The following is a 23475-nucleotide window of genomic DNA, read 5'->3' on the forward strand; positions in this document are numbered from 1 at the left end:
CACAGTTTCGATAACGACAAAATATCATTGCAATGGCAGCAAGCTTATTTCTAATAAGTGAAATTGAATTTCTATTCATTGAAAAGGGAAAATTCACCTCGGTTACAAATATTGGGAATTAACAGTCACAGATAATAAAAGTCTTGCTTAGTATCGCTTATGTTCGTCCCGAGAAAAACTATATCAGAGGCTTTCTTGCATGCTGCATCTGTTGTCTCAGTGACTGGGAGAATAGCTATTTCAGTCCCTGACATGCAACGCTCATCAATGCGTCACAGACTGACCAACATCGTATCGTCATCGTTGGCTGGTGCAGTAAAACAGGTATGAAATTGCCAGTAACAAGCATCACCATAATTTTGAACAGAGCTAATATAGCCAGATTTTGGGTTCCTTGAATGATGTTTGGTGTGAAGACAAGTGAAGTCGTCATTCCCGCAATTTCTGGTATCCATCTGAATAAGAAGGTTTTTCAAAATCCTACATACTTTTTAAGAAAATTGTATAATGCTATCTTCAATGGAATTGAAGATAGCAAAGGAATGGATTAAAAATGCATGGAATTGATCGACCGTTAACGATTTTCATCACTAAGAAACCCTTTAATGATCATAGCGCTGATGATATGCAATGTGGAGACATGGACGAAAAAACTCTCAAGTCAAAGTTTCATCTCCATCAGGTTTCATCATTAGTCGATTGGTCTACTTTTCACTCCCCTTATGATCATCCAGCTCTACGCAATCTCCCTGCCTATTCTAAAGAAAAAGTTATAGCTATACTTTTCGACGAACTAAGAAATCAATCACGAGCTTTCTCTTTTATCGGCACACACCAGGGTTTAATAACTAAATTAATAAATCACATGCAATATAAAAATGGTGCCGATTACAGGGACTTGCAATTGGATCAGGCTTACAATCGAATGATACTTAACGATAAATCTGATGGCAATATTTTAACTGCCATACAATATGTTCTGAGCACTCACGATTTTAATGCCAGGCAATTAAGCAAGGAATCCTTTATTGATGTATTTTCCTTAGTTCATTTGCCAAAATTTGTAGGTTGGCAAAATTGCATAAACGGTCCAGGAATATCAGTACATGATATCAACAGCACTGAAATCATTATTGAATCCATTGTATTCCAAGAAAATCGATATACTGCAACGATTCATTTCAAAGCACAGGATCATTTTGGTCTGGATCAAGAAGATATTAGCAAATTTAAATTTAATACGATAAGTTTCTTTCGTATTTGGTTTGTCCTACAACGCTATTGCAAGTTTTCTTACAAACCTTTCTTCACTAATTTTAATGCAAGGATAACAATAAGTGGCGAAAACAATGCTTAAAAAAACATTAATCACAGGCATATTTATACTAGCAACCTGTATCCTCTGGTTGTTCTTTCTGCCCACAAAGGTTGTCAGGGTCGACAACCATTTAGTTTATCTGGATCATGCCCCCATCACCAATGAGGGTAAAATTAATTGGTGGAAGAAAAATAGAGTTCACCTTCAAGAGAAATACCATCTTATTGAAAACCCTGAGAGTTTCACGGTAGTGATCATGCGGTTTGGTGGATATAAAAGCCTGCCAACAGGCAGTAACGATGGTAGCATTGATGACTACCACTGTTTTGATGACATTAAAAATAAAGAAAACTGTGTTTACAATGATGGAATTATGAACATTAGTGGTAACTTAAATAAAAAAATATATTATGGCATTGGTAATAAAATTTATTCAGAGACACCTGGAGGCAAGTTAATATTACTTAAAGAGTAAATCACATAACGGCCACACGCAACATGTTTCATCCAGGATAAAAATAGAAAAAAACTACTATTGATGAGGATTCGCGAATGACAAATGCAAGAGAAAACCATCATGCTGTGTAATAAAGCAATACTCTTAAGCACTATACTTTTGTTCTCAGCGACGGCAATGGCAGAAAAAATCGTCTGCCCGACAACACTACAGATTAAAAATAAACCTCACCGATTGAGCGATGTCAGCCTTTTTAGCGGGCCTCCTGAAGAACGTGGTGAATTAATCCCGGATACCGAAGACGATACGGTGTGGACGATAAGAGGTTACCCCTTCTACGACAGTACGGGCGAAGTGCCTTTTTATCTTGTTTGCAAGTATAAAGGCACGAAAGAGACCGTCACGTTGAAAGTACCGGACAGCGCCAAAAAATGTTCCGCCTGGCTGGAAGGCGGCATAAATCATCTGTTTGCGGCGTGCGAATAGAGGATAAAAAGAAGATTCCTTATATTTAACCAGGAATATACAGGCCACCTTCAGGTGGCCTTTTTTTAGCCAAAAAATATACCAGCAGAACAAAAAAAATACGTTTGCTTACACGCTCACTCTTTTCCGAAAAAAAACCTCTATTGGTGAAGTGCTGATGCTGTTACAACCGACTTCGTTTTCTTTGCAAGCTCTTCTGAGAATAAAGTGACCTCATTGTGCTTTCTGTGAATTTCTGTTGTACGGGGATGTTATTCACGTCACTCAGAAGAAATCCAGACAGACAATAAAAGAGAAACATTATTCACCAAAAAATGAAAATCAATGAGGAACAGCCATGTCTGAATATGATGATACCTGCACCGTCCATGATACGTGGAGCGGTCCAATTTGTTCTTTTGATGGTAATAACAAACCCGGAGGAACAACGTCCAATGGTGACGGGAGTCGCGATGCCGTCGGGGGCGTAACCGATAAAACTAAAATCGTTGTTGTTAGCACCAAAGAGTACAGTGGCACTTATATGTCGATGTGCACAACGAACCTGAGTGTTCATGAGGGTTTTAAAAACGCCATGTATCAGGATAGCGAAGGAAATATTACCGTTGGCATCGGACATTTAATTGTTAATCTTACCGCAGCGCTGGCATTACCCTTCACCCGCACACATACCACTCACGGGCACGGTGATGATGAAGACACGGAAGTATCGGCGAGTGATAAAGATATAACTACAGCATTTAATGCTATTAAAGCAAACCCTAAAGCCTGGACGTTGGCTCATTTAACAAATAAAGCAGTTATTGAAACCTGTATCAAAGATGTTCAAACCACAGAGGCGGGTTTGCGCGGACTCTATTCAGACTATGATAGTTTTCCTGATGGCGTAAAAACTGCCCTTGTGGATATGGGATTTAATCTGGGGATCGGCAAGCTTAAAAGTGCCTTCCCCGCTTTCAATGCCGCTGTTAATAAAAAGGACTGGGCGACAGCAGCAAAAGAATCGCACAGAACAAAAATTTCTGAGTCCCGTAATACGGACACAGCCAATCAGTTACTCTCTGCGGTAAAAAAATAAACACAAAGGCGCACGATGCTGCGCCTTTTTTCTCCCCACACCTTAATAGCATGAGCATTCTGCCAGGCCCGGCTATGAAACGTTACGCCTTATCCCCTCTCCATCGCGTGGGTGAACTGCTGTTCGAGCATAGAACGTCCCCACTGCTCACCCTGCCATTCCCTGGTCAGCCTGAAGCCGAAAGATTCATAAAGACGTCGTGCAGCGTGAAGACCACTAAAGGTCCAGAGTTGGACTGCTGAGAATTGTTGCTCATCGCAAAACTGCATCGCGCGGGCAAGCAACTGGCGACCGATGCCAGTACCACGACATATATCATCGAGAATAAACCAGCGCAGATGTGCTTCATTATTTCCCAAGTCTTCCCCATCAATAGCCACCGATCCAATCACCCGCCCATCCAGAACCACGAGCCAAATGTTGTTGCGCTCGCTTTCCAGTCGGCCAGCAAATTCGGCCAGGCCCGAAGCCACTTTGCTCTCAAAAAAATACCCAAAACCATAATGGTTCGAGTAGTAGTTCGCATGCATTTCGCTGATACGGCCAATCATCCCCGGCAGATAACCGGTGATAATGTCAGGCTTGTCGCCAGGAGGAAGTGGCGTGCCTTTCCGGCAGGCTTCCAGTGCAGAAGCATAGGCTGAGAGGCCGCTAGCTACCATACTTTGCCGGGCGGGATCCAGGTACTCCATCGCTTGCTGCACACGCGTCTCACCGTAGCTGTTTATGCGAGATACACTCTCCTTTCCCTGTGCGGTCAGCACCAGCTTCTTGTACCGTGCATCCTCCGCCAGCGGTACCTCCTGTAATTCGCCCGCACGAATGAGTTTCGCCAGCATTCGACTGACACTGGACTTCTCCAAACCAAGCAGTTGCACCAGTTGTGCAGCAGTGACGGAGCCGCGCATTCCTACTTCCAGCAGAGTATGCACTGCCGAGGGAGAGTAATCGGTAGCGGCAAGCGTGCTGTTCATAAATCCCAGTTCACGAACCATCTGACGCGATGCCACACGGATGTCGTTGATAAGCTCAGGTGCTGCCATGGTATGACCCGTTCAGAATAGGTAGTTGCACAATACAACCATCTATTATTCAGCCTGTCAATTGTAAAACGATGTAAGAGGAGAAATAGATTTTTTATAAACGCAACGACACATCTCATTTTCACGTTTACCAGGCAGCCAGCTTAAACGTTATAAAACCGACACTATCAGCACTATTCCCATACAGTCTGGTTCATTACACCACAGCGGAAATTCCTGATATGCAAGATGCCACTCTCGAATTTATGCCACACGCGACATAATGCACTGGTTATATAAATCATTCCCTCTACTCATTTATACTATTTTTTCTTCGCTCAATTAAATATTTTCGTTGATTTTCAGTTTTACTTGCCAGCTGAAGATCCTCCATCCAGGAACCCAGCTTTTCTTTATTTTTATGCATGAGAAAAAAATTAACATATGAGACATTAATTTCATCTCCGCACCGCTCGCAAAAGACTTTTCTTTTTATTAAAAAAGGGATTGTCTTAATATCAAAAAAAAGTCACCCACTCTGTCTCAGAATAGAGCCCCCATGATTTTTCACAACCACAATTATAACAATAATTGTTAATAAAATACGGAGTTCTGCAACTTTCCTTTAACCACCCGAAGATAATAAACACACATCACCCCAATAATTTGTTATTTTGAGATTTTCCTGACCTGCTTTGCGAAAGCATATTAACAGAATGAAATATCACAGCATATATGCATGTCGATGTAATATAAAAATACCACTCTCTTCGGTTATATAGGATTTTAATATCACCCTAAATTAAACTCCAGGCACAAAAAAGCCGCACTTAAATACGTGCGGCGTTGGTAGAATTTTTTGATATTTTACTGGATCTTATCCGCCTGAATCGTGGCGTATCCGGTGTTATCAACGCAGTTATCATCAGTGACAAACGCCATAAACGTTGCCGGCGTAGGTACATTCACCGTAATTGGTGTATTACCCAGCGTTGTTCCCCAGCGAGCGTTGCCAAGCCCTCCCTGCAAATAAATAGTGCTGATGTTGCAGCCATTCGCTAACGAACCGTTCATACAACTCATGTTATTAGAGGGCAATGACATTTTATATGTGCCAGGTGCCAGCTGGAATTGCAATGCTGTACCGACCTGAACTTGCACATTACTTAGCGGTGGATAAATACAATGCGCCTTAGCGCCGATTACGAAAGATTCGGCCTGACTTCCAAACGACAGGAAACCAAGCAGGAAGAGTGCATGTAATTTGGTTTTCATGGTTAACATTCCTTTCATAGAGAACGAGATAACGTTATGGCAGCGCTGCCGAAACAGAGATTACCTTTCTCGACTCAACCTCATCCAGGCGATGCTGTCTTGATATATACCAAACAACAAACCTGACACGGTATGCAGCCAACTGCTATTTGCAGACACACACCGAAGCACACCGCACCGCTTTAATCGCTATAAATTTTGCCCGGAGACCTGTACAATCCCTGCCCTAAGCATCCTATAACTGATTATTTTTTGAACTATGAGCAATGTGAACCTGCAGCCGAAAATCGGCTTTGTCTCTCTTGGTTGTCCGAAAAACCTGGTGGATTCTGAACGTATCCTTACCGAACTGCGTACCGAAGGCTACGACGTTGTACCTACCTATGACGATGCCGATATGGTGATCGTCAACACCTGCGGTTTTATCGACAGCGCAGTACAAGAGTCGCTGGAAGCCATCGGCGAAGCGTTGAACGAAAACGGCAAAGTGATCGTCACCGGCTGCCTGGGCGCAAAAGAAGATCAGATCCGCGAAGTGCACCCGAAAGTGCTGGAAATCACCGGACCGCACAGCTACGAGCAGGTGCTTTCCCATGTTCACCATTATGTACCGAAACCGAAACACAACCCGTTCTTAAGCCTGGTGCCGGAACAGGGCGTGAAATTGACGCCGCGTCACTACGCTTATCTTAAAATTTCCGAAGGCTGCAACCATCGCTGCACCTTTTGCATCATCCCCTCGATGCGCGGCGATCTGGTCAGCCGCCCGATTGGCGATGTACTGGCGGAAGCCAAACGTCTGGTGGATGCCGGAGTGAAAGAGCTGTTAGTGATCTCTCAGGACACCTCCGCCTACGGCGTTGACGTTAAACACCGTATGGGCTTCCACAACGGCGAGCCAGTAAAAACCAGCATGGTCGGCCTGTGTGAGCAACTGGCGAAACTCGGCGTCTGGACGCGTCTGCACTACGTCTACCCCTATCCGCACGTGGATGATGTTATTCCGCTGATGGCCGAAGGTAAAATCCTGCCGTACCTGGATATTCCGCTTCAGCACGCCAGCCCGCGCATTCTGAAACTGATGAAGCGCCCGGGCTCTGTCGATCGGCAGTTGGCGCGCATCAAGCAGTGGCGTGAAATCTGCCCGGAGCTGACCTTGCGTTCTACGTTTATCGTCGGCTTCCCGGGTGAAACCGAAGAAGATTTCCAGATGCTGCTCGATTTCCTGAAAGAAGCACGTCTGGATCGCGTCGGCTGCTTCAAATACAGCCCGGTCGAAGGCGCTACCGCCAATGAACTGGCGGATCAGGTGCCAGAAGAGATTAAAGAAGAGCGCTGGAACCGCTTTATGCAACTGCAACAGCAGATCTCTGCTGAACGTTTGCAGGAAAAAATCGGTCGCGAAATCCTGGTGATTATTGATGAAGTGGATGACGAAGGTGCGATTGGTCGCAGCATGGCAGATGCACCGGAAATTGACGGTGCCGTCTACCTGAACGGCGAAACCGCTGTGAAGCCGGGCGATGTTGTCCGTGTGAAAGTGGAAAACGCCGACGAATATGATCTATGGGGCACCCGGGTTTAAATCGTTTTAACCCTCACCCCACCCCTCTCCCTGAAAGGGAGAGGGAGAAAAGCACTATCTCCTGCTGCCGCTGTACGGAGCGGGAATCAACAAAACCGCACCGCGCGTTTGTCTCTCCTCCGCTCTCTCCCTGAAAGGGAGAGGGAGAAAAGCACTTTCTCCCGTTGCCGCCGTGCGGAGCGGGAATCAACAAAACCGCACCACGCGTTTGTCTCTCCTCCGCTCTGTCCCTGAAAGAGAGAGGGAGAAAAGCACTATCCCCTGCTGCCGCTGTACGGAGCGGGAATCAACAAAACCGCACCGCGCGTTTGTCTCTCCTCCATTCTGTCCCTGAGGGAGAGGGAGAAAAGCACTATCTCCCGTTGTCACTGAGCGAAGCGGGAATCAACAAAACCGCACCGAACGGTTCCCTCGCCCCTTCGGGGAGAGGGTTAGGGTGAGGGGAAACCAGCACTATCCCTTAATCTTCGGATCCAGTGCGTCGCGCAAACCATCTCCCAGCAGGTTAAACGCCAGCACGGTCAAAAAAATCGCCAGTGACGGAAACAGCGCAACATGCGGCGCTATCACCATATCGGCCCGCGCTTCATTCAGCATTGCGCCCCACTCCGGCGTCGGCGGCTGTGCCCCCATCCCCAGAAACGAAAGGCTGGCGGCAGAGATAATCGAGGTGCCGATACGCATGGTGAAATAGACCACAATCGACGACACCGTGCCTGGCAGAATATGGTGGAACAGGATCACCGCATCGCTGGCACCAATGCTGCGGGCGGATTCAATAAAGGTTTGCTGTTTCAGCACCAGCGTATTGCCGCGCACCAGACGGGCAAACGCCGGAACCGAGAATACCGCCACGGCGATAATCACATTCGCCATTCCGCTGCCCATCACCGCCACCACCGCAATCGCCAGCAGAATACCGGGGAAAGCGAACAGCACATCGCAGATGCGCATGATGATTCGGTCCCACCAGCCTTCGTAGTAGCCCGCCAGCAGCCCCAGCACCGTGCCAATCAGTGCGCCAATCAACACGGCAAACACCCCGGTGGCCAGCGAAATCTGCGCCCCCACCAGTACGCGGCTAAAAATATCACGCCCGAGAGAATCAACACCAAACAGGTGCACCAGTGACGGGCCGTCATTCAGGCGGTCATAATCAAAGTAGTTTTCCGCATCGAACGGAACAATCCACGGGGCGATAATCGCCAGCAGGATCAACAACAGCACAAACAGTCCGGCGGTCATCGCCAGCGGCTGGCGGCGAAAACGTCGCCAGAACTCATCCCATGGGGTGCGCACATGGCCCGGTTTGACCACGGGCATGGCGTTTAAAATCGCCTGTCGACGCCAGTTTAACAGTCGCATCCTTACTTATACCTGATCGCAGGGTTAATGGCGGCGTAGAGCACATCCACCACTAAGTTGATAAGAATAAACTCCAGCGAGAAGAGCAAAACTTCCGCCTGGATTACCGGGTAGTCGCGCATCTCAACGGAGTCCACTAGCAATCGCCCTAATCCCGGCCAGTTAAAGACTTTTTCCACCACAATCGATCCGCCAAGCAGAAAACCGAATTGCAGCCCCATCATCGTCACCACCGGGATCATCGCGTTGCGCAGGCCATGTTTGAGGATAACCCAGCGCTCGCTCACGCCTTTCGCGCGGGCCGTACGCATATAGTCTTCGTTCAGCACCTCAACGAATGACGCGCGAGTAAAGCGCGCCATCACTGCTGCGACCGCCGCGCCCAGCGTCAGAGAGGGTAAAATATAGTGCCGCCAGCTATCCGCCCCCACGGTCGGCAACCAGCCCAGCTCAACGGAGAAAAGCTGCATCAGCGCCATCCCCAGCGCAAAAGCCGGGAAGGAGATGCCGGTCACCGCCAACGCCATACCCAGGCGATCCGGCCAGTGGTTACGCCACACTGCGGCAGCAATCCCCGCCCCAAGACCAAACAGCATCGCCCAACCCATGCTGGTAAGGGTTAGCAGCAGCGTGGGCATAAAGCGACTGGCGATCTCTTCCGACACCGGGCGACGGGAAGCCATTGAGATCCCGAAGTCCCCCTGCACCACATTGGTAATGTAGTGCCAGAACTGCACCCACAACGGTTGATCAAGCCCCAGTTGGCTGCGCACCATGGCGATCACCTGCGCGTCCGCCTCCGGCCCGGCAATCAGTCGCGCCGGATCGCCCGGTAATAAATGCACAAATAAAAACACCAGCACAGCCACGATCAATAATGTCGGAACCAGGCCAAGCAGGCGTTTGATGATATAATTCAGCATCGCTCGTTCCATGCCCCCCGCGGTCCTGCAAGGGGGAATGCGTTAGGGTTGCAAATCAGCATCGTCAAAACTGAACCCGGTATCCGGCATGATGTAGAACCCGGTCAGCTTCTTGTTATGCGCCGAAACCAGTTTTTCCACAACCAGCGGCACCCACGGAGAATCCTGCCAGATAATGTCCTGCGCCTGTTTATACAGACGTGCTTTTGTCTCCGTGCTGGTTGTCTTCAGCGCATCGGTAAAATCTTTATCCACCTGCGGGTTACGATAAAAAGCGGTATTAAACTGAGTTGGCGGCCAGTTCCAGGAGGCAAACAGCGGCGATAATGCCCAGTCTGCTTCTCCGGTTGAGGCAGACCAGCCAGTGTAAAACATTCGCACCCCGCTCTCTTTCTGCCCTTTACCTTCCACTTCCGCCGCACGCTGCCCGGCATCCATCGCTGTCACCTGCACTTTAATGCCCACCTGCGCCAGCTGCTGCTGGGTAAATTGCAGCACCTTCTGCGCGGTGCTGTGATTATGCGAAGACCACAAGGTGGTGCTGAACCCTTGCGGATAACCCGCCTCTTTCAGCAATTCCCGCGCTTTAGCCGGATCGTAGGGCCACGCCGGGTAATCCTGCGAGTAGGCAATAGTTGGCGGTACAACGCCCGTCGCTGGCGTGGCGTACCCGGCAAAGGCCACTTTTACCAGCGCCTGACGGTTAATGGCATAGTTAATCGCCTGGCGTACTTTCGGGTTATCAAACGGTTTTTGCGTCACATTCATACTGATGTAACGCTGCATAATCGACGGGCTGGCGACCAGCTCGAGCGTGCTGTTGCGTTTGAGGACTTCCGCCTGCTCGTAAGGGATAGGGAAAGCAAACTGTGCTTCCCCGGTTTGCAGCATTGCCGCACGCGTGTTGTTATCCACCACCGGTCGCCAGGTGATAGAATCCAGCTTCGGCAGGCCTTTTTGCCAGTAGCCCGCAAACTTCTTCACCTTCACATAATCGGTCTGGTTCCAGGCCTCAAACGCGTACGGCCCGGTGCCCACCGGGTGGAAACCAATATCGTCGCCGTATTTTTTCAGTGCTGCCGGAGAGATCATCGCCGTCGCCGGGTGCGCCAGAATATTAATAAATGCCGAGAACGGCTGTTTGAGGGTGATTTTCACCGTCGAGGGATCAACCACCTCGGTTTTGTCGATGTTCTTATACAGGTTGTAACGCTTCAGGCTGTTCGCCGGATTGCTGGCACGATCGAGGTTCGCTTTCACCGCGGCGGCATCGAAATCCGTACCATCCTGGAACTTCACCCCCTGGCGCAACGTAATGGTGTACACCAGCCCATCGTCGGAGACGGTGTAGCTTTTCGCCAGGACATTCTCCAGTTTCATCTCTTTATCAAGGCCAAACAGTCCCTGATAAAAGGATTTCGCCACGGCCTGTGACAGGGTGTCATTCGCGTCATAAGGATCGAGCGTGGTGAAATTGGATCCCACGGCGACAACCACGTCTTTCGCGGCAAGGACTGGGGCAGCGATCAGCATAGATATCACACCAAGCGCGACCAGCCCGTTACGTGAAACGCATTGTGTCATGTTGTTCTCCAGAAAAACCCTGCCAGTGCTCAGTTAAAAACGGGACTGCGTGTTGCCGGGCGTGGAGCGGGCAACAAAGTGCCCCGGCCCTACGTTCTGCAGCTGTACACGCTGCATCGACTCGCCGCGTTTGCGGATATTGCTGGGCATGTCATCAGACAACAACACGCGCTGCGCATGACGATGCGCCGGGTCGGCGACGGGAACCGCCGACATCAATTTACGCGTATAAGGATGCTGCGGGTTCTCAAACACCGCACGACGCGGGCCAATCTCCACGATTTGCCCGAGATACATCACCGCAACCCGGTGGCTAATGCGCTCCACCACCGCCATATCATGAGAAATAAACAAAAATGCTATTCCCAACTCGCGCTGCAGATCGAGTAACAGATTAATGATTTGCGCGCGGATAGAGACGTCCAGTGCCGAGACGGCTTCATCCGCCACCACCACACGCGGGTTAAGCGCCAGCGCCCGCGCAATACAAATACGCTGGCGTTGACCACCGGAAAATTCGTGCGGATAACGCCACGCATGCTCCGGTTTCAACCCAACACGTTCCAATAGCCATGTGACCCGTTTTCGCCCCTCTTCTTCGCCGAGAAGGTTATGTACCCTCAGCGGTTCAATAATCGAATCACCTACCGTCTGGCGCGGGTCGAGCGACGCGTACGGATCCTGGAAAATAAACTGAATATCCCGGCGTAAACGCTGCAGTTTACCGGCAGGCAAGGTATCAATGCGCTCACCGTTAAAGGTAATCGAGCCGCCCTGATTCTCCACCAGCCGCAGCAGCGCCCGCCCAGTCGTCGATTTGCCGCTACCGGACTCTCCCACCAGCGACAGCGTTTCGCCGGGCCATAAATCAAAACTGATCCCCTCCACCGCATGCACTTCTTTGTTCACGCGGTTGAGAATGCCGCTGCGCAACGGGAAGCGCGCCACCAGATCCCGCACCTGCAAAATGGGCTCGCCCGGCACCACGGTATCCTGCTCGATCTCCGCTTCCTGATGCAGCGGGTCTTTGGCTGAAATCAGCGGGAAGCGCCGCGGCAGATCGCGACCATTCATCGCGCCCAGTTTAGGCACGGCAGTCAACAACGCTTTGGTATAAGGATGCTGTGGATTACGGAAAATCTGTTCCACGCTACCGGTTTCCACCGCTTCACCCTGGTTCATCACCAGCACACGGTCGGCGATATCCGCCACCACGCCCATATCATGGGTGATAAAAATCACCCCCATCGACATCTCTTTTTGCAACACAGAGATCAGTTGCAGGATCTGCGCCTGGATGGTGACATCCAGCGCAGTGGTCGGTTCATCAGCAATCAACACCGCCGGGCGGCACGACAGCGCCATTGCGATCATCACACGCTGGCGCATCCCGCCGGAAAGCTGGTGCGGGAAACGGGAAAGAATAGACTGTGATTCGGGAATACGCACCAGGTCGAGCATCCGCCGCGCTTCAATTAATGCCTCTTCGCGCCCCAGTTTCTGGTGCAGGCGAATCGACTCGGCAATCTGCTCACCCACCGGAAACACCGGGTTGAGCGAGGTCATCGGCTCCTGGAAAATCATCGCAATATCCGCCCCGCGCACGCTGCGCATTTGCGATGCTGAGAGCGTGGTCAGATTCACTTTCTGCCGGTTGCGGCGTGTCAGGTACATGTGATCGCAACTGACTTCGCCACCCGCCTGTTCAATCAAGCGCAACAGCGATAAGGCAGTCACGGATTTGCCGGAACCGGACTCACCGACAATCGCCAGCGTTTCGCCCCGTTTCAGCGAGAAAGAGAGATGACGTACCGCCGGGGTGATTTGTTTATCATCGCGAAACCCGATCTGCAAATTGCTGACATCAAGCACAACCTCTGCTTCAGCCTCAAACCCTTGCGACACCCCAGACTCCTTATTCACGATAAATGCCTACGCTTGGCGTATCACCCGCATAGCCCCAGGCGCGATACATCCCCTCACTGTTAAACGGCAAAGCGACGTTACCTTCCCGATCGATGGCGATTAGCCCGCCACTCCCGCCCAGCGCCGGTAATTTTTCCATCACCACCGCTTCACAGGCTTCGTGCAGACTAAGGCCTCCGTAATCCATCAATGCGGCGATATCGTAAGCCGCCAACGTACGGATAAATACCTCGCCCGTGCCAGTACAGGAGACCGCCACGCTGGCGTTGTTGGCATAACACCCGGCGCCGGGGAGCGGGCTGTCTCCCACGCGCCCAGGCAGTTTGTTGGTCATACCGCCCGTGGAAGTCGCCGCCGCCAGATTGCCATGCTTGTCCAGCGCCACTGCGCCGACAGTCCCCATTTTACTGCTTTCATCGAGCGGCGCAGAGCCATGATCAAGCGTCGTTAGCCCCGCATCACGTGCCTGCAGTAACTGCTCAAAACGTTCCGGTGTGGAAAACAGACTCGGCGATACCGCGGCCATACCGTGGGAGAAGGCAAACTGCTCAGCGCCTTCACCAATCATCAGTACATGCGGGCTTTGCTCCATCACCAGACGCGCTGCAAGGATAGGGTTACGCAGACGACTGACGCCCGCCACCGCGCCCGCCAGCAAGGTATTGCCGTCCATAATGCACGCGTCCAGTTCATGGGTTTCATCACGAGTGAAGACTGCGCCAATCCCGGCGTTAAACAGCGGGCACTCTTCCAGTAGTCGTACCGCTTCGGTCACCACATCCAGTGCGCTTTCACCGGCCTCCAGCATGCGTTGCCCGACCTCCACGATCGACGAAAGCACGTGCGCATAGCGCTGCTCTTTCTCCGGGCTCATCCTGGCGCGGGCGATCGCCCCGGCCCCGCCGTGTATTGCAATGACTGCTTTTGCCATAGTTTTCGCCCGGTTTTACTTTGTCTGCGAAGATTTCTGAATATAGAAAGTCGTTACAACGATGTAAAGAGACGTGATTACAATGGGGTAGGCGTAAGGCATTCAGACACGGGTCCTTTTCTGCCATAATAAGCGCTTCAACGCGTTGACTGGATAATAAATATGGAATCCTCACATGGCCTGATGTCGCTTGATACGGCCCTCTCTCAGATGTTGTCACGCATTACGCCGCTAAACGACCGCGAAACCCTACCGCTGACGGCCTGTTTTGGTCGCGTGGTGGCGCAGGATATTATTTCTCCCCTGAATGTACCAGGTTTTGATAACTCAGCGATGGATGGTTACGCTGTGCGTCTCGCCGACCTGCGCAGCGGAACACCTTTACCGGTCGCCGGTAAAGCGTTTGCCGGGCAGCCCTTCGACGGCGAGTGGCCGACAGGGACCTGCGTGCGCATTATGACCGGTGCGCCAATCCCCGCCGGGTGCGATGCGGTGGTGATGCAGGAACAGACGGAACAGAGCGATGCGGGGATCCGCTTTACCGCCAATGTGCGTGAAAATCAGAATATCCGCCGCGCCGGTGAAGATATCCAACAAGGTGCGTGCGTCTTTCCTGCGGGCACCAAACTGACCGCGGCCGAACTGCCGGTACTGGCGTCGCTGGGCATTGCCGACATCCCGGTCGTGCGTAAAGTGCGTGTGGCACTTTTTTCCACCGGGGATGAGCTGCAACGGCCAGGGCAACCGCTGGCAGAAGGGCAAATTTACGATACCAACCGCCTGTCAGTACACCTGATGCTGGCGCAACTGGGCTACGAGGTCATTAACCTCGGGATTATTCCTGACGATCCGCAGAAATTGCGCGAGACCTTTATCGCTGCCGATAGCCAGGCCGATGTGGTGCTCAGCTCTGGCGGCGTGTCCGTGGGCGAAGCGGATTACACCAAAACCATACTGGATGAGCTGGGTGAAATTGCCTTCTGGAAGCTGGCGATCAAACCCGGTAAACCGTTCGCCTTTGGCAAACTCAGCCACAGCTGGTTCTGCGGTCTGCCTGGCAACCCGGTTTCAGCAACCCTTACCTTCTACCAACTCGTGCAGCCCTTGCTGGCAAAACTGAGTGGCGATACTGCGCCTGTGCAGCCGCTGCGTTTTCGCGCCCGGGCGACAGAACGCCTGAAAAAATCGCCGGGGCGTCTCGACTTCCAGCGCGGTGTGGTAAGCCGTGGCGAAGACGGCACGCTGGAAGTACGCAGTACCGGGCATCAGGGTTCGCATATTTTCAGCTCCTTCAGCCAGGGTAACTGCTTTGTGGTGCTGGAGCGCGAACGCGGCAACGTTGAAGCGGGTGAATGGGTGGATGTGGAGATGTTCAATCATCTCTTCGGAGGCTGACAATGGTCGAAGAACTCAGTGATGCGGAGATGATGCGCTATAACCGCCAGATTATTCTGCGCGGCTTTGATTTTGACGGTCAGGAGCGGTTAAAAGCCGCACGCGTACTGGTGACGGGCCTTGGCGGGCTGGGCTGCGCGGCGGCGCAGTACCTGGCCGCTGCCGGGGTGGGTCAGATGACGCTACTGGACTTCGACACCGTGGCGCTCTCCAATCTGCAACGCCAGACGCTGCACAGCGATGCGAGCATTGGCATGGCGAAAGTCGACTCCGCCCGTGACGCGCTGCTGCGTATTAACCCGCATGTGCGCTACGCAACGTTAAATGCATTGCTGGATGAAGCGGACCTGTTTGCTCAAATTGCCGCACATGATCTGGTACTGGATTGCACCGATAATGTCGCCATCCGCAATCAGTTAAACGTGGGGTGCTTCCGGCATAAAACGCCGCTGGTTTCCGGTGCCGCTATCCGCATGGAAGGGCAGATCAGCGTCTTTACCTGGCAAGATAACGCGCCCTGTTACCGCTGCCTGAGCCGTCTGTTTGGCGAAAACGCCCTCACCTGCGTGGAAGCAGGCGTGATGGCACCCCTGGTCGGCGTCATAGGTTCATTACAGGCGATGGAAGCCATCAAAGTGTTGACCCACTATGGCACGCCAGCGGCGGGGAAAATCGTGATGTACGATGCGATGACCTGCCAGTTCCGCGAAATGAAACTGCTGCGCAACCCTACCTGTGAGGTGTGTGGCGACTAACGCCTGAGTGCCGGATGGTGCGAGGCTATCCGGCCTGTAAACCTGGCCAGGACAGCCAGCAGAAGCGCCAAAATGTGACCGTTCCCATACTTTAGACCCCACCCTCCGCAACCCGTCAGAGAATTGACCTTTGTCAAAATAACTTTCATTCGAAAGTAATTTAATCTTCATATGCAATATGGAGACGGTTATGATTTTCAACATTCAGCGCTATTCCACCCATGATGGCCCCGGCATCCGCACGGTCGTGTTCCTGAAAGGATGCTCGTTGCGCTGCCGCTGGTGCCAGAACCCGGAAAGCCGGGCACGCACGCGGGAGTTACTGTTTGATGCGCGGTTGTGCCTTGCAGGCTGCACTCTGTGCCAGCAAGCGGCCCCGCAGGTAATTGAGCAGGCGCTGAATGGCATGCTGATCCACCGGGAAAAGCTCAATGACACACACCTGGATGCCCTGACGCACTGCTGTCCAACCCAGGCGTTGACTGTTTGCGGAGAAGAGCAATCCGTTGATGACATCATGGCAACCGTCCTGCGCGATAAGCCGTTTTATGATCGCAGTGGCGGCGGGTTGACCCTGTCCGGCGGTGAGCCGTTTATGCAACCAGACTTGGCGCAGGCGTTGTTACAGGCCAGCCACCAGCAAGGCATCCATACGGCGGTGGAAACCTGTTTGCATGTGCCCTGGCGCTATATTGAACCTTCGCTGCCGTTTGTTGACCTCTTCCTGGCGGATTTAAAACATGTGGATGAGGCGCTATTCCACCAGTGGACCGACGGCAGTGCCAGGCGCGTACTCAACAATCTTCAACGCCTGGCGCAGGCGGGCAAACAGATCATTATCCGCGTACCGCTGATCCCGGGTTTCAACGCCGATACCGCGTCCATCAGCGCTATCACGACCTTTGCCGCAGAGGTATTAAAGGTTCGCGATATCCATTTTCTACCGTATCACACGCTGGGCATCAATAAATATCACCTGCTCGGCGAACCCTACTCGGCCCCTGAGAAGCCGCTTGATGATCCGCAATTGCTGGACTTTGCTCAGCACAAAGCCCGCCTGAGCGGTCTGACCGCGACATTACGAGGATAAAACGATGACTACGCTGCAATTGAACACGCTGACCGACCGCATCAAGGCGCATAAAACCGCGCTGGTACATATTGTTAAACCGCCGGTCTGCACCGAACGCGCACGCCATTACACCCATATCTACCAGCAGCATCTGGATAAACCCATCCCGGTGCGCCGTGCACTGGCGCTGGCCCACCACCTGGCGCAGCGCACTATCTGGATCAAACACGATGAGCTGATTATCGGTAACCAGGCCAGCGAAGTCCGCGCCGCGCCAATCTTTCCGGAGTACACCGTTTCATGGATCGAAAAAGAGATTGATGATCTGGCGGACCGCCCCGGTGCGGGGTTTGCCGTCAGTGACGAGAATAAACGCGTGCTGCATGACATTTGCCCGTGGTGGCGCGGCCAGACCGTGCAGGATCGCTGTTACGGCATGTTTACCGATGAACAAAAAGCGCTGCTGGAGACGGGTATCATTAAAGCGGAAGGCAATATGACCTCCGGCGATGCCCATCTGGCAGTGAACTTTCCGCTGCTGCTGGAACGGGGGCTTGACGGGCTACGCCATCAAGTCGATGAGCGCCGCACACGCATTAACCTGACGGTGCTGGAGGATCTGCACGGTGAGCAGTTCCTGAAAGCCATTGATATCGTGCTGGAAGCGGTCAGCCTGCACATTGAACGCTTTGCCGACCTTGCACGTAAAATGGCCAGCGAAGAGCCGCGTGAACAGCGCCGCAACGAACTGCTGGCAATCGCGGAAAACTGCCGGGTGATTGCCCATGAGCCACCGAAAACCTTCTGGCAAGCGTTGCAATTGTGCTACTTCATCCAATTGATTTTGCAGATAGAATCCAACGGCCACTCGGTGTCGTTCGGTCGAATGGATCAGTATCTCTACCCTTATTATCGCCGCGATGTGGAGTTGCAGCAGTCGTTGCAACGGGAAGAGGCTATCGAGTTGTTGCACAGCTGCTGGCTGAAGCTGCTGGAGGTGAACAAAATCCGCTCCGGTTCGCACTCTAAAGCCTCTGCGGGCAGCCCGCTGTATCAGAATGTGACCATCGGCGGTCAGCTATGGCGCAACGGCGAAGCCCAGGATGCGGTCAACCCGCTCTCTTACGCCATCCTTGAGTCCTGCGGTCGCCTGCGCTCCACGCAACCGAACCTCAGCGTGCGTTACCATGCCGGGATGAGCAATGACTTTCTTGACGCCTGTGTGCAGGTGATCCGCTGCGGTTTCGGCATGCCTGCGTTTAATAACGATGAAATCGTGATCCCGGAATTTATCAAACTCGGCGTTGAACCTGCGGATGCGTACGACTACGCGGCAATTGGCTGTATCGAAACCGCGGTCGGCGGCAAGTGGGGCTACCGCTGTACCGGCATGAGCTTTATCAACTTCGCCCGTGTGATGCTGGCAGCGCTGGAAGGCGGTCGCGATGCCACCAGCGGGAAAGTGTTCCTGCCGCAAACTCAGGCGCTGTCCGAAGGGAATTTCCCTGGTTTTGATGACGTGATGCACGCCTGGGATCGGCAGATCCGCTACTACACGCGTAAATCCATTGAAATTGAGTATGTGGTCGACACCATGCTGGAAGAGAACGTCCCGGATATTCTCTGCTCCACGCTGGTAGATGACTGCATTGAGCGGGCAAAAAGCATTAAACAAGGGGGCGCTAAATATGACTGGGTGTCCGGCTTGCAGGTCGGTATCGCCAACCTCGGCAACAGCCTGGCGGCAGTGAAAAAGCTGGTTTTTGACCAGGGACTTATCGGGCAACAGCAACTGGCGCAAGCGCTGGCAGAAGACTTTGACGGCCTGACGCACGAGCAACTCCGCCAGCGACTGATAAACAGCGCGCCAAAATACGGCAACGATGATGACAGTGTCGATACGTTACTGGTACGCGCCTATCAAACCTATATTGATGAGCTGAAGCAGTATCACAATCCGCGCTACGGTCGCGGCCCGATTGGCGGTAATTATTACGCCGGAACCTCCTCCATCTCCGCTAACGTACCGTTTGGCGCCGCCACCATGGCGACACCGGACGGGCGTAAAGCGAAAACGCCGCTGGCGGAAGGGGCCAGCCCGGCCTCCGGCACAGACCACCTTGGGCCAACGGCGGTTATCAGCTCGGTGGGTAAACTGCCGGTCGGCGCAATCCTTGGTGGTGTGTTGCTCAATCAGAAGTTAAACCCCGCCACGCTGACTAACGACAGCGACCGGCAAAAACTGATGGCGCTGCTGCGGACGTTCTTTGAGGTGCATAAAGGCTGGCATATTCAGTACAACATCGTGTCGCACGAGACGCTGATTGATGCGAAAAAACATCCGGATCAGTATCGCGATCTGGTGGTGCGGGTGGCCGGGTATTCAGCATTCTTTACTGCCCTGTCGCCGGAGGCGCAGGACGATATCATTGCCCGCACCGAACATACATTGTGATATATCCCCCTCACCCTGACCCTCTCCTCACAGCGGAGAGGGAACCGGCCGGTGCGGCATTCCCCTTCCTCTGGTCGTCTCCCCATGGCGAAGGGTGAACGGTTTTCTCCCTCTCCCTTCCAGGGAGAGGGCCGGGGTGAGGGTTACCGCAACATTCCTCTCTTCCCCGCCCGTTTCTTAACCCTCCACTTTCATTCGAAATAAAATTTGTGCATCGGCTCACATTCTCTCTAGAATGTTACTCGTCGTAGTTACATTCAGGAGCCAGGTATGACCGTCAAAGTTATCGTCACGGATATGGACGGAACTTTCCTTGATGACGCCAAGCAGTACGATCGCACACGCTTTATGGCGCAATTCAAACAACTTCAGCAGCGCGGTATTGAGTTTGTGGTCGCCAGTGGCAACCAGTATTACCAGCTGATCTCCTTTTTCCCGGAGCTGAAAGAGACCATCTCCTTTGTCGCCGAAAACGGCGCGCTGGTGTATGAGCACGGTCAACAGTTGTTCCATGGCGAGCTGACGCGCCACGAGGCGCAAGTGGTGATTGGTGAGCTGCTGAAAGACAGGAGTCTCAACTTTGTCGCCTGCGGTCTGGAAAGCGCTTATGTCAGCGAAAATGCCCCGGCGGAATTTGTCGATTTGATGTCGAAGCACTACTACCGTTTAAAACCGGTACATGACTTCCAGCAAATTGACGACACGTTGTTTAAATTCTCACTTAACCTGCCGGACAGTGAAATCCCACAGTTGATTGATGAACTGCATGTCTCACTCGATGGCATCATGAAACCTGTCACCAGCGGTTTTGGGTTTGTCGATTTAATTATTCCCGGACTGCATAAAGCCAACGGCATTACCCGCTTGCTCAAACGCTGGCAGATTTCACCACAGCAGTGTGTGACCATTGGCGACAGCGGCAATGACGCCGAGATGCTGCGTATGACCGATCTCTCCTTTGCCATGGGCAATGCCGGTGAGGCGATCAAGGCCATTGCTCGCCACCAGACCGATGACAACAATCATCAGGGCGCACTGAATGTGATTCAGGCCGTCCTCGACCATACCGCCCCGTTTAACCGCTAATCTTCTGCCGGAGCGTCTGTTCCGGCTTTTTCTGCCTTGTCACTTTTCCGCTTTGTGTTCCCCATCAAGTTTTTAAACTTGCATTAACTTATTTTTAACTTAAATTATCATATGTAACTTAAATGGCTTTCGAATGAAAGATTGAGAGGTTCATATGACTTTTACCCACGAGACGCTGCCCACCGATCACCAAGCGTCCATTCGTCAGATGAAACAAGAACTGCGTGCGCAGATTGGTGATGTACAGGCCGTCTTTAACCAACTGAGCGAACGGATTGCCGCCCGCGTGGCTGAGATTAACGACCTGAAGGCGCAGGGAGACGCCGTCTGGCCGCAGATCCCCTTCGCCGATATTGCTAACGGGCGGGTAACCGAAGCGCAGCGGGCGCAGATTAAACAGCGTGGATGCGCGGTAATTAAAGGGCATTTCCCCCGCGAACAGGCGCTCGGCTGGGATCGCTCAATGCTCGATTACCTTGATCAGAACCACTTTGACGATCTCTACAAAGGGCCGGGCGACAGCTTTTTTGGCACGCTGGAGGCTTCGCGCCCGGAAATTTACCCCATTTACTGGTCGCAAGCACAAATGCAGGCGCGTCAGAGCGACGAAATGGCCGCCGTACAATCGTTTCTGAACCGGTTGTGGCGCTTTGAAAGTGAAGGAAAACAGTGGTTCGATCCGGATGTGAGCGTGATCTACCCGGACCGCATCCGCCGCCGCCCACCAGGCACCACCTCGAAAGGTCTCGGCGCGCATACCGATTCCGGCGCACTGGAGCGCTGGCTGTTACCAGCCTATCAGCGTGTTTTCGCCAGCGTGTTTAGTGGCAAACCGGAGGAGTACGATCCGTGGAATGCCGCGCACCGTACCGAAGTAGAAGAGTACACCGTGGATAACACCACCAAATGCTCGGTATTTCGTACCTTCCAGGGCTGGACAGCATTGTCGGATATGATCCCTGGACAGGGTTTGCTGCATGTGGTGCCGATCCCGGAAGCGATGGCGTATATCCTGTTGCGCCCGTTGCTCGACGATGTGCCAGATGAGGAGCTGTGCGGTGTTGCACCGGGACGCGTTCTGCCGGTTTCAGAGAAGTGGCATCCGCTGCTGATCGCGGCGCTGACCAGCATTCCTGCGCTGGAGGCCGGGGATTCGGTGTGGTGGCATTGTGATGTGATCCACGCCGTCGCACCGGTCACCAACCAGCAGGGCTGGGGCAATGTGATGTACATTCCTGCCGCGCCGCTGTGCGAGAAAAACCTCGCCTATGCACGCAAAGTGAAAGTCGCCCTGGAACAAGGCGCATCACCGGGGGACTTTCCTCGCGAAAACTACGAAAGCGACTGGTCAGGGCGCTTCACGCTAAACGATCTGAACAGGCACGGTAAACACGCGCTGGGCATCGACATTTAAGCGTCGTATAACCCTTCGCGCTCCACGGCGGTGCGTTGCTGCCCAGGGCGTATCCGCCGTACCGACTCACGCACCGCAAGCAGGCCGTTAAGCAGTAACGAACCGGTCGGCGCTTGCGGGCGGATCAGCCGCTGTTGCAGCAAGTGCACCGCTTCAATACCCAGTTCATCACGCGGTACGTGTACCGCCGTGAGCGGCACATCCTGAATGGCCGCCAGATTAAACGCATCAATGCTCATCACCGACACATCCTGCGGCTCGCGCAATCCCCTCTGCTGCAACGCGCGCACCGTCCCTTCCGCCATAAAATCGCCGCCCACCAGAAACGCGGTCGGTGTGAGCTTATTCGCCGGGGAGTCCAGCCACTCCGCCACCCGTAACTCAGCCTCTTTGGCGCTAAAACTCGGAACGGTGATCAGATCCCGCTTGCTGTTAAAGCGCAGATTCTGTTGCTGCCAGGCAGCTTTGATCCCGGCCAGGCGCAAATCCATGGTATAGCGACGCAGGCACATGACATTCACCACGTCCCGATGGCCCATATCAAAAAGATAGCGCGCGGCAAACTCACCAATCGTCTGGTGATCCGGTGCAATAGATGGCAGACGCATACGCCTGTCGCGGCAATTGATCAGCACGCAGGGTTTACCGAGATCCGCCGCCAGCTCATGAATATGCGGATCGTCAATGCCTAACAGGATCGCCGCCTGGGTTTCCGGCGCATTCATACGTGCAAGGAATTCATTGGCATCGCTGTCCAGTTCTTCCAGTGCGCAATAACGCAGCCGCACTTCATGGGGATCCAATGCTTTGTTAATGCTCTGAATAACGCGGTAATAGAAGATGTCAGAACGTTCATCAAAAGCCCGTTGCGGTGCGAAAACGATCAGGTTATTGAGCAGCAAACGCCCGGCAGCAATCCCCTCCATGACGCCCAGCTCGCGAGCACACGCCAGCACTGCCGCCCTGGCTTTTTCGCTGGTGTTCGCCTTTCCCGCCAGCACGCGGGAAACGGTGCTGGTCGACAGGTTGGTCCGGTGGGCAATTTCGCTGATTTTGAGCTTTTTATCCATTCTGTGATCTTGCTCCGTTTCCGAAATGGGAAAATTTTCATGAGGCAACAACCCATATATTCATGGCCTGAAATGGATTTTGCCCCATGATAAGCATCATTAATGGGAATCCTTGCACAAAATCCGCTATGGCTGCCGATCTTTCTCGCCTAACGTAAACATGTCGTACAACTTCCATACTAGTTGTATGTGAAATAACGACATAAACGGAAAAAAATCATCACGCGAACCAATCCGGTATAACACATTCCGGGTGGCGCGCTTCGACTTCCCTACAA

General features: G+C 52.7%; 19 protein-coding genes. 11 read left to right on the top strand and 8 right to left on the bottom strand.

What is annotated here, in order from left to right; all coding sequences use genetic code 11:
* Positions 1-553: 553 nt before the first annotated feature.
* From O9K67_RS16595 to O9K67_RS16610, 4 genes are all read left to right on the top strand, one after another.
* Positions 554-1357 (top strand): DUF3289 family protein, encoded by an 804-nt coding sequence (locus tag O9K67_RS16595; RefSeq protein WP_061494597.1) that lies wholly within the window; start codon positions 554-556, stop codon positions 1355-1357.
* Positions 1338-1793, top strand: coding sequence for a DUF943 family protein (locus tag O9K67_RS16600; RefSeq protein WP_271044605.1), 456 nt, complete (start codon positions 1338-1340; stop codon positions 1791-1793). Before O9K67_RS16595 ends, O9K67_RS16600 begins: the two co-directional genes overlap by 20 nt.
* Before the next feature lie 84 nt (positions 1794-1877).
* The gene (locus O9K67_RS16605) at positions 1878-2261 is read left to right on the top strand and encodes an STY0301 family protein (RefSeq protein ID WP_245191411.1); all 384 of its coding nucleotides are present in this window, start codon (positions 1878-1880) and stop codon (positions 2259-2261) included.
* 337 nt (positions 2262-2598) lie between these two features.
* The gene (locus tag O9K67_RS16610; protein WP_271044606.1) at positions 2599-3339 is read left to right on the top strand and encodes a glycoside hydrolase family protein; all 741 of its coding nucleotides are present in this window, start codon (positions 2599-2601) and stop codon (positions 3337-3339) included.
* A gap of 89 nt (positions 3340-3428) precedes the next feature.
* Here O9K67_RS16610 and O9K67_RS16615 read toward each other — a convergent pair whose 3' ends face one another.
* Positions 3429-4382, bottom strand: a complete 954-nt coding sequence (locus O9K67_RS16615) for a bifunctional helix-turn-helix transcriptional regulator/GNAT family N-acetyltransferase (protein ID WP_061494596.1) — start codon at positions 4380-4382, stop codon at positions 3429-3431.
* Positions 4383-5228: 846 nt separating this feature from the next.
* Positions 5229-5636, bottom strand: coding sequence for a hypothetical protein (locus tag O9K67_RS16620; protein WP_071889957.1), 408 nt, complete (start codon positions 5634-5636; stop codon positions 5229-5231).
* 259 nt (positions 5637-5895) lie between these two features.
* On the opposite strand from O9K67_RS16620, the gene rimO reads away from it, so the two are divergent.
* Positions 5896-7221 (top strand): 30S ribosomal protein S12 methylthiotransferase RimO, encoded by a 1326-nt coding sequence (gene rimO, locus O9K67_RS16625; RefSeq protein WP_061494594.1) that lies wholly within the window; start codon positions 5896-5898, stop codon positions 7219-7221.
* A gap of 453 nt (positions 7222-7674) precedes the next feature.
* Here the strand turns inward: rimO and gsiD are convergent, their stop codons facing one another.
* From gsiD to iaaA, 5 genes are read right to left on the bottom strand one after another with little or no spacing between them, the layout of a single operon-like run.
* On the bottom strand, positions 7675-8586 hold the full coding sequence (gene gsiD / locus O9K67_RS16630) for a glutathione ABC transporter permease GsiD (RefSeq protein ID WP_061494593.1): 912 nt from the start codon (positions 8584-8586) through the stop codon (positions 7675-7677).
* 2 nt (positions 8587-8588) lie between these two features.
* Positions 8589-9509, bottom strand: a complete 921-nt coding sequence (gsiC, locus tag O9K67_RS16635; protein ID WP_061494592.1) for a glutathione ABC transporter permease GsiC — start codon at positions 9507-9509, stop codon at positions 8589-8591.
* Positions 9510-9551: 42 nt separating this feature from the next.
* The gene (gene gsiB / locus O9K67_RS16640; RefSeq protein ID WP_061494591.1) at positions 9552-11093 is read right to left on the bottom strand and encodes a glutathione ABC transporter substrate-binding protein GsiB; all 1542 of its coding nucleotides are present in this window, start codon (positions 11091-11093) and stop codon (positions 9552-9554) included.
* Positions 11094-11126: 33 nt separating this feature from the next.
* Positions 11127-12998 (bottom strand): glutathione ABC transporter ATP-binding protein GsiA, encoded by a 1872-nt coding sequence (gsiA, locus tag O9K67_RS16645; protein ID WP_061494590.1) that lies wholly within the window; start codon positions 12996-12998, stop codon positions 11127-11129.
* Between the two features lie 10 nt (positions 12999-13008).
* Entirely contained in the window at positions 13009-13950 is a 942-nt protein-coding gene (gene iaaA, locus O9K67_RS16650) for a beta-aspartyl-peptidase (protein WP_061494589.1), read from the bottom strand.
* 162 nt (positions 13951-14112) lie between these two features.
* Here iaaA and moeA point away from each other — a divergent pair, with 162 nt between their 5' ends.
* The 6 genes from moeA to O9K67_RS16680 all read left to right on the top strand — a co-directional run bounded on the left by moeA (position 14113) and on the right by O9K67_RS16680 (position 22127).
* Positions 14113-15345 carry a molybdopterin molybdotransferase MoeA gene (gene moeA, locus O9K67_RS16655; protein ID WP_061494588.1) on the top strand — a complete coding sequence of 411 codons (1233 nt, stop codon included), beginning with the start codon at positions 14113-14115 and terminating at the stop codon, positions 15343-15345.
* 2 nt (positions 15346-15347) lie between these two features.
* Positions 15348-16100 carry a molybdopterin-synthase adenylyltransferase MoeB gene (gene moeB, locus O9K67_RS16660; RefSeq protein ID WP_061494587.1) on the top strand — a complete coding sequence of 251 codons (753 nt, stop codon included), beginning with the start codon at positions 15348-15350 and terminating at the stop codon, positions 16098-16100.
* A 190-nt stretch (positions 16101-16290) separates the two neighbouring features.
* Positions 16291-17190, top strand: coding sequence for a glycyl-radical enzyme activating protein (locus O9K67_RS16665; RefSeq protein ID WP_061494586.1), 900 nt, complete (start codon positions 16291-16293; stop codon positions 17188-17190).
* Between the two features lie 4 nt (positions 17191-17194).
* A complete protein-coding gene (locus O9K67_RS16670; RefSeq protein WP_061494585.1) occupies positions 17195-19627 on the top strand; it encodes a formate C-acetyltransferase/glycerol dehydratase family glycyl radical enzyme in 2433 nt (810 codons plus the stop codon).
* A 270-nt stretch (positions 19628-19897) separates the two neighbouring features.
* Positions 19898-20713, top strand: coding sequence for a Cof-type HAD-IIB family hydrolase (locus O9K67_RS16675; RefSeq protein WP_061494584.1), 816 nt, complete (start codon positions 19898-19900; stop codon positions 20711-20713).
* Positions 20714-20867: 154 nt separating this feature from the next.
* The gene (locus tag O9K67_RS16680) at positions 20868-22127 is read left to right on the top strand and encodes a DUF1479 domain-containing protein (protein WP_061494583.1); all 1260 of its coding nucleotides are present in this window, start codon (positions 20868-20870) and stop codon (positions 22125-22127) included.
* Here O9K67_RS16680 and O9K67_RS16685 read toward each other — a convergent pair.
* On the bottom strand, positions 22124-23197 hold the full coding sequence (locus O9K67_RS16685) for a LacI family DNA-binding transcriptional regulator (RefSeq protein WP_061494582.1): 1074 nt from the start codon (positions 23195-23197) through the stop codon (positions 22124-22126). The genes O9K67_RS16680 and O9K67_RS16685 overlap by 4 nt on opposite strands.
* Positions 23198-23475 lie beyond the last annotated feature (278 nt).

Origin of the sequence: Kosakonia oryzendophytica (assembly GCF_027886705.1) — a bacterium.
In the GTDB taxonomy this organism is placed as follows: Bacteria; Pseudomonadota; Gammaproteobacteria; order Enterobacterales; family Enterobacteriaceae; genus Kosakonia; species Kosakonia oryzendophytica.